At 71.7% G+C, this 6,759-nt stretch carries 7 protein-coding genes; 4 read left to right on the forward strand and 3 right to left on the reverse strand.

Translation table 11 applies throughout. The features are described 5' to 3' along the window. Positions 1 to 167: 167 nt before the first annotated feature. Positions 168 to 893, forward strand: a complete 726-nt coding sequence (locus ACWEVN_RS26270) for an ANTAR domain-containing response regulator (RefSeq protein ID WP_310968470.1) — start codon at positions 168 to 170, stop codon at positions 891 to 893. Here the strand turns inward: ACWEVN_RS26270 and ACWEVN_RS26275 are convergent. Then, the gene (locus tag ACWEVN_RS26275) at positions 847 to 1,584 is read right to left on the reverse strand and encodes an aspartate racemase/maleate isomerase family protein (RefSeq protein ID WP_452053064.1); all 738 of its coding nucleotides are present in this window, start codon (positions 1,582 to 1,584) and stop codon (positions 847 to 849) included. The two genes, ACWEVN_RS26270 and ACWEVN_RS26275, sit on opposite strands and share 47 nt — an antisense overlap. A gap of 9 nt (positions 1,585 to 1,593) precedes the next feature. Further along, positions 1,594 to 2,463 (reverse strand): MurR/RpiR family transcriptional regulator, encoded by an 870-nt coding sequence (locus ACWEVN_RS26280; protein ID WP_310968471.1) that lies wholly within the window; start codon positions 2,461 to 2,463, stop codon positions 1,594 to 1,596. A gap of 118 nt (positions 2,464 to 2,581) precedes the next feature. Here ACWEVN_RS26280 and ACWEVN_RS26285 point away from each other — a divergent pair, with 118 nt between their 5' ends. From ACWEVN_RS26285 to ACWEVN_RS26295, 3 genes are read left to right on the forward strand one after another with little or no spacing between them, the layout of a single operon-like run. Continuing rightward, positions 2,582 to 3,973 carry an MFS transporter gene (locus tag ACWEVN_RS26285; protein WP_452053065.1) on the forward strand — a complete coding sequence of 464 codons (1,392 nt, stop codon included), beginning with the start codon at positions 2,582 to 2,584 and terminating at the stop codon, positions 3,971 to 3,973. Next, positions 3,970 to 4,392 carry a GAF domain-containing protein gene (locus tag ACWEVN_RS26290; RefSeq protein ID WP_449681476.1) on the forward strand — a complete coding sequence of 141 codons (423 nt, stop codon included), beginning with the start codon at positions 3,970 to 3,972 and terminating at the stop codon, positions 4,390 to 4,392. Before ACWEVN_RS26285 ends, ACWEVN_RS26290 begins: the two co-directional genes overlap by 4 nt. Next, positions 4,389 to 5,597, forward strand: a complete 1,209-nt coding sequence (locus tag ACWEVN_RS26295) for an amidohydrolase family protein (RefSeq protein WP_449681475.1) — start codon at positions 4,389 to 4,391, stop codon at positions 5,595 to 5,597. Before ACWEVN_RS26290 ends, ACWEVN_RS26295 begins: the two co-directional genes overlap by 4 nt. 1 nt (position 5,598) lies before the next feature. Here ACWEVN_RS26295 and ACWEVN_RS26300 read toward each other — a convergent pair whose 3' ends face one another. Continuing rightward, positions 5,599 to 6,663, reverse strand: coding sequence for an aldo/keto reductase (locus ACWEVN_RS26300; RefSeq protein ID WP_449681474.1), 1,065 nt, complete (start codon positions 6,661 to 6,663; stop codon positions 5,599 to 5,601). Between the last annotated feature and the right edge of the window lie 96 nt (positions 6,664 to 6,759).

Here is a 6,759-nt window from a genome sequence, read left to right on the forward strand (position 1 = left end):
GCTACCCGGCGCGGCCTACGTCAAACCGCGGTCCCGTGGCCGGTAGAATTCGTTCGGACCCGTTGAAACGCCAGCGGTGGTCTCTGTTGACGCTGCTGGCGAGCTCGATCCCGTGCTCGCCGCTTGACGCATGGGAGGGGTGGGCCTTGCCGACCACTGGCGACGGCATGGCGGCACGGGTCGACGAGCTGAACGCGGTGCTGGCCGATCTCGTCGGGGTCCTCGAATCGATGTCCGACACGCCGGGGCTGCTCGACGCGGTCTGCGGCGAGGCGGTCCGGGTGGTCCCGGACGCGGACCTGGCCAGCATCATGGTCGTCCGCGACGGCGTGACCCAGACGGCGGCCTTCACGGACGAGCGAGCCCGGCGCATCGACGACGTCCAATACGCGGCGGGCGACGGTCCGGGCCTGCTCGCGGCCCTGACGGGTGAAGTGGTCCGGGTGGCGGTCGCGGAGACGGGTGAGCAATGGCCCGAATTCGTGGCGGCGGCCAAGGAACTCGGCGTGGGCAGCTACCTGGCGGTCCCGCTGCGGGTGGACGACACGCTGGTGGGCGCGATCACGCTGTTCGGCTTCGAGACCCACGGCTACCACGAGTTCGACACGAAGGTGCTGCGGCTGTTCACGTTGTGCGTGGAGACGGTGCTGCGCCTGACGCGCCGGTACCGGGAGGCGCGCGGGCTGGCCGACGAGCTGCGCAACGCGATGGAGACCCGCGCGGTGATCGAGCAGGCCAAGGGCATGCTGATGCTGATCCACCGGGTCAACGAGGACGCGGCGATGCACCGCCTGATCGTGGAGTCCCAGCACACGAACATCAAGCTCCGCGACGTCGCGGCCCGCTTCACGAAGCGGATGAGCTCGGCGGACGGCGGCCCGGCCCGGCCCTGAACAAGGTCCCCAGGCCGCTCTGCGCCGTGCCGCCGAGCGCGTCCCACACGGTGACCGCGGTCGCGGTGAGCACGGGCTTCTCGAGCCGTTCCTCCAGCTCGGCGAGCAGGGGCGTGGTGTGCAGGGCGATCTCGGGGACGAGCACGGCAGCGGCGTCTTCGTGGTCGGCCGCCACGGCGAGCTCGGTGATCCGCGGCGCGTCCCAGGCGGCGAGAGCGCGATCGGAGCCCGCATCGGCCGAGACGGCGTGCACGGTGCTCACGCCGGCCTCGGCGAGGAAGGCGGCGAAGAGCGCGGTCAGGTCCGGGTGGTAGACGGAGGCGAGCGCAACACGCTCGACGTCCAGCCGCTCGAGGGCGGCGAGGTAGGCCAGTGAAGTGCTGCTCGCCGGGACGCCGAGGTGATCGGTCAGGGCTCGCGCCTGGTCGCGGGCCCCGTCGAGACCGTGGGTGAAACTGCAGCTGGAGCACGCCCAGCTGACGACGTCCGGAGTGGTGTCGAGCCGGTCGGCGGCGGCGACGAGACGGCCGGGCGTGCCGAGCGCCCGCACGGCGGCGGTCTGGCCGGCCGCATCGGGATCCCATTCGACATAGGCGAAGTCGAGATCGGGAGCGGGGTCGAGCCGGCGGCAGAGGGCGGCGAAGTCGTCCTCGCCGCAGTCGCGGGTGGGGTAGAGCAGGCCGATGCGCATGGTCTCCGGTTACCCGGACGGGCGCCGGTGCAAGAGGTCGAAGCGGGACCACATCGCCTCGGCCGCTTCGATCGACGCGCTCGTCCGCGCCGGGTCGACCGCCGCCAGCTGGGCCACGATCGCCTGGGCCAGGGCCATCCCCGCCGTCAACGAGGGGAAGAACGTCACGCCCTCCGCCGGCACCATCAGCACCTGCTCCGCCGCTCCCGCCAGGGCCGGGCTCGCCGCGTCCGTGATCGCGAAGACGCGGGCGCCGCGGTCGCGGGCCTCGTTCGCCGCCAGGACCGTGCTCTCGTACAGGCGCCAGAAACTGATCGCCACCAGGACGTCGTCCGCCGTCAGCTTGGCCGTCTGGTTGGCCAGTTCCGCGTCGCCCGCCGTGATCGCGTGGACGTCGTAGCCCGCCAACCTCGCGTTGTGGGCCATTGCGATGCCGACCGCCGCGTAGCTCCCGTCCGCGATCACCAGTGTTCGGCGGGCCGCCGCCATCGCTCCCGCGACCGTCCGCAACAGCGGCTCGTCGAACCGGCGGTTCAGCAGCGCGAGGCTGTCGAGGTCACGCCGGAGGGACGCCGACCCCGGTGAGCCGACGTCGCGGTGCTCCTCCGCCACCTGCGGCGCGCTCAGCGACGACATGTACCGCGCCCGCAGCTCCTGCTGCAGCGCCGGCCAGCCCGCGAAGCCCAGCGCCTGGGCCGTGCGCGTCACCGTCGCGACGTTGACGCCGGCCAGCTGCGCCAGCTCGGCCGTCGAGCCGAACGACGCCCGGCGCGGCTGCGAGACCAGCACTTCCAGCACCGCGGCCGACTTCGGGCGCAGCCCCCGCTCGGGCAGCCGGTCGCGCAGCCACGCCTCGAAACCGTCGTCGGTCTCCGCCACTTCGGCGCCCTCCCCTGCTGTCGGGTGCACCGTAACGCACCCAGTTTTGCAAAGAACATTGCAGTTTTGACGAAATGCAGTCTATGTTGTCGGCACTCCCCGACGGAAGGCGTTCCCCATGACGCTGCTGACCCGGCTGGACCGGCTCCCGCTGAGCCGTCCCCACTACAAACTGCTGCTCATCGGCGGCCTCGGCTACACCTTCGACGGCATGGACTCGGCGGTCGTCGCCTTCCTGCTGCCCAGCGCCAAGGCCGCGTGGCACCTCGACAACGGCCAGCTCGGCCTGATCGGCTCCGCGACGCCGTTCGGCTTCCTCTTCGGCGCGATCGCGGCCGGCCTGCTCGGCGACCGCATCGGCCGCAAGAAGGTCATGATGTACGCGCTGGCCTTCTACGCGCTGTTCTCCGTCATCGCGTCCTTCTCCCCGAACTACGAGGTCTTCCTCGGCGCTCGGGTGCTCGCGGGGGCGGGCGCGGGCGCCGAAAGCGCGATCATCGCGCCCTTCCTGTCCGAGTTCGTCCCGGCCAAGCGGCGCGGCTGGTTCGTCGGCGCGCTCGCCGGGTTCTTCTCCTTCGGCTTCGTCGCGGCCGCGCTGATCGGGCGGTTCGTCGTGCCGTCCTTCGACGAAGGCTGGCGGGTCGCGCAGCTGGTCACCGCGCTGCCGATCGTCATGCTGCTGTGGTGGCGCCGGTCCCTGCCCGAATCGCCGCGCTTCCTGCTCGCCCACGGCCGGGCCGCCGAGGCCGAGGACGTCGTCGCCAAGATCGAGCGGGACGTCGAGAAGGCCACCGGCACCACCCTCCCGCCGGTGCCGCCGGCCGACGCCGCCCCCGCGACCGAGACGCCGAAGGTCAACCTCCTCAGCGCGCTGAAGTTCCTGTGGAGCCCCGCCATGCGGCGCCGGACGGCGGTGATCTGGACCGTCTGGTTCGTGATCACGTTCTCCTACTACGGCTTCTTCTCGTGGATCCCCACGCTGCTGGTGGAACGCGGCATCACGGTGACGAAGAGCTTCGAGTTCTCGATCATCATCTACCTGGCCCAGGTGCCCGGGTACTTCTCCGCCGCGTGGCTGTCCGAACGGCTCGACCGCAAGCACACCATCGCCCTCTACCTGGCCGGCTCGGCGGTGAGCGCGTTCTGGCTGAGCCAGACCAGCGCGCCGTGGTCGATCACGCTCGCCGGTGCGGTGCTGTCCTTCTTCCTCAACGGCACCTACGCCGGGGTGTACTCCTACACGCCCGAGGTGTTCCCGACCTGGATCCGCGCCAGCGGCACCGGCCTGTCCAGCGCGTTCGGCCGGGTCGGCAGCATCCTGGCGCCGACGATCATCGGCCTGTCCGCGGCGAGCCTCGGCTTCGCCGGCGTCTTCGGCCTGACGACGGCGGTGCTGGCGGCCGGGGTGCTCTGCGTGCTCGTCTTCGGCCTGTCCACCGCGGGCCGCTCGCTGGAGGAACTGACCGAACACGGCGCCCCGGTGGCGGCCGCGAAGGAGATGACGAAGTGAGTCTGTCCACTGTGGAGGAACGGGTGCGCGCCGAGCTCGGCGTGCGGCTGTTCACCGTGCTCGCCTGGATCCCGGACCGCCGGGCGCTGCGCCGCGTGCACAGCAGCCACCCGGCGGAGTACCCCGTCGGCGGCGAGAAGACGGTCGAGGTCGCGGCGGGCTGGCTCGACCGCTGCATCACCGCGCAAGAGCCCTACTTCGGCCCTGACAAGGCGGCGGTGCGGGAGATCTTCGCCGACCACGAGCTGATCGAGTCCCTCGGCTGCGGCTCGATCATCAACGTCCCGGTGGTCGACGGCGACCGGACCCTCGGCGTGCTCAACATCCTCGACGCGGAAGGCGCCTACGACGAGGATTCGGTCCAGGTGGCCCGATCCCTCGCCCCGCTCGCCGTGCCGGCGCTCAAGGAGGAACAGTGACCCTGCTGCTGCGCAACGCCCGACTGCTCGACCCGCTCTCCGGCGAGTACACCGAAGGCGACCTCCGGTGCGCCGACGGCCGGATCGCCGAGGTCGGACCCGGCCTGACCGCGCCCGACGTCCCCGCGCTGGACCTGCGCGGCGCGGTCGTGCTGCCCGGGCTGGTCGACGCGCACGTGCACGTCACGGCGTCGACCGCGGACCTGGGCTCGCTGTCGTCGTCGTCACCGAACTACGTGGCCGCGCACGCCGCCCGGACGATGAGCCGGATGCTCGACCGCGGGTTCACCACCGTCCGCGACGCCTCGGGCGCCGACTTCGGCCTCGCCGACGCCCAGGCGGAGGGCCTGTTCCGCGGCCCGCGGCTGCTGTTCTGCGGGCGCGCGCTGAGCCAGACCGGCGGCCACGGCGACAGCCGCACCCGCGGTACGCAGGTGCAGGACGACCACCCGTGCTGCGCCGGGCTCGGCCGGGTGGCCGACGGCGAGGACGCCGTCCGCGCCGCGGCCCGCGACGAGTTGCGCAAGGGCGCCCACCACATCAAGGTGATGGCGTCGGGCGGCGTCGCGTCCCCGACCGACCGCATCGACTCGACGCAGTACTCGGCCGGGGAACTGCGCGCGATCGTCGAGGAAGCCGAGGCGGCCAACCGGTACGTCGCCGCGCACGCGTACACCGCCCGTGCCGTGAACCGGGCCCTGGAACTGGGTGTCCGGTCCATCGAGCACGGCAACCTCCTCGACGACCGCAGTGTCGAGCTCTTCCTCGAGCACGACGCCTTCCTCGTCCCGACCCTGGTGACGTACTGGGCCCTGAAGGAGGAAGGCCGCGAGCACGGGCTCCCGGAAGCCAGCTGGCGCAAGGTCGACGAGGTCCTCGGCGCCGGCTTGGCGGCCCTGGAGAGGGCGTCCCGCGGCGGCGTCAAACTGGTCTACGGCACGGACCTCCTCGGCGGCATGCACCGCCACCAGAACCACGAGTTCCGCCTGCGCGCCGAAGTCCAGTCACCGCTGGAAATCCTCCGCTCGGCCACGTCGACGGCGGCGGAGCTGCTGAACCTCACCGGCGAGATCGGGACCCTGGCCCTGGGGGCCCACGCGGACCTCCTGGTCGTCGACGGCGACCCCCTGTCCGACATCGGGGTGCTGGCCGAGCCGGAGAAGTTCCGCCACGTCATCCAGGGCGGCGCGGTGGTGTCCGGCTGAGCTACCAGTTCCGCACCGCGGGCGCGTACCCCGCCGGCTTGTCGCCGATCTTCAGCCCCGGACTGACGATCCAGTTCTGGTACTCCGGGGTGAACATCCGGTAGACCGACGCCGGCGGGACCGCGCTCGCCTCGTCGAGCAGCGTGCGCAGCTCGGCCGGGATCTCGAAGTCCAGCGCCGCCATGCTCGTGCCGAGCTGGCCGGCGCTGCTCGCGCCGACGATCGCCGCCGCGATGCCCGGCTGGGTGGCCACCCAGTTGATCGCCACCTGGGCCATCGTCACCCCCAGCTCGGCGGCGATCTTCCCGAGGGGTTCCAGCACCTGCGGCGTACGGTCCGTCCCCGAAGGACCGTCGCTGAGCCGTCCGGTGCCGCCGTCGCGGTACTTGCCGGTGAGGACGCCGCCGGCCAGCGGGCTCCACGCCGTGACCCCGAGGCCGAGGTGCTGGGCCATCGGGACGTGCTCCGTCTCGATCTGCCGCTCGACCAGCGAATACGGCAGCTGCAGGTTGATCATCGGCGCCAGCGAGTGCGCCTCGGTCAGCGACTGCGCCCGTGCCGCGTACCAGCTCGGGACGTCGGACAGGCCGGGGTAGCGGATCTTGCCCGCGCGGACGAGGTCGTCGAGCGTGCGCACCACCTCCTCGACCGGGGTGATGCGGTCCCAGGTGTGCAGCAGGAAGACGTCGACGTAGTCGGTGCCCAGCCGGCGCAGCGACGCCTCGAGGGCGCGGATCAGGTGCTTGCGGCCGTTGCCGCCGGCGTTGGGATCGGCCGGGTCGACGCTGTTGGTGTACTTGGTGGTGAGCACGACCCGGTCGCGGGAGTGCGTTTCGGCGATGAGCTTGCCGAGGATCGTCTCGCTCTCGCCCGCGGTGTAGAAGTCCGCCGTGTCGACGAAGTTGCCGCCCTCGTCGAGGTACTTGCGGAAGACCGGGCGGGCTTCGTCCTCGGTTTTGCCGTAGGCGGCGTGGAAACCGCCGGTGCCGAAGTTCATCGTGCCGAGGGCGAGCCGGCTGACGCGCAGCCCGGACCGCCCGAGGAGGTAGTACTGATCGAGTGCCATGACCTCAGCGTGCCGAGCCATTTCTGGACCCGCAAGTCCAGTCCGCGAGCGCCGGGGGAGGGCGCGCGCGGGCCGGGGCTCAGCCGCAGCGGTAGC

Source organism: Amycolatopsis sp. NPDC003861 (assembly GCF_053605405.1).

Coding starts and splice junctions, on each gene's coding strand:
- ACWEVN_RS26270 (WP_310968470.1), top strand. CDS start 168: ATGGCGGCACGGGTCGACGAGCTGAACGCGGTGCTGGCCGATCTCGTC.
- ACWEVN_RS26275 (WP_452053064.1), bottom strand. CDS start 1,584: ATGCGCATCGGCCTGCTCTACCCCACCCGCGACTGCGGCGAGGACGAC.
- ACWEVN_RS26285 (WP_452053065.1), top strand. CDS start 2,582: ATGACGCTGCTGACCCGGCTGGACCGGCTCCCGCTGAGCCGTCCCCAC.
- ACWEVN_RS26300 (WP_449681474.1), bottom strand. CDS start 6,663: ATGGCACTCGATCAGTACTACCTCCTCGGGCGGTCCGGGCTGCGCGTC.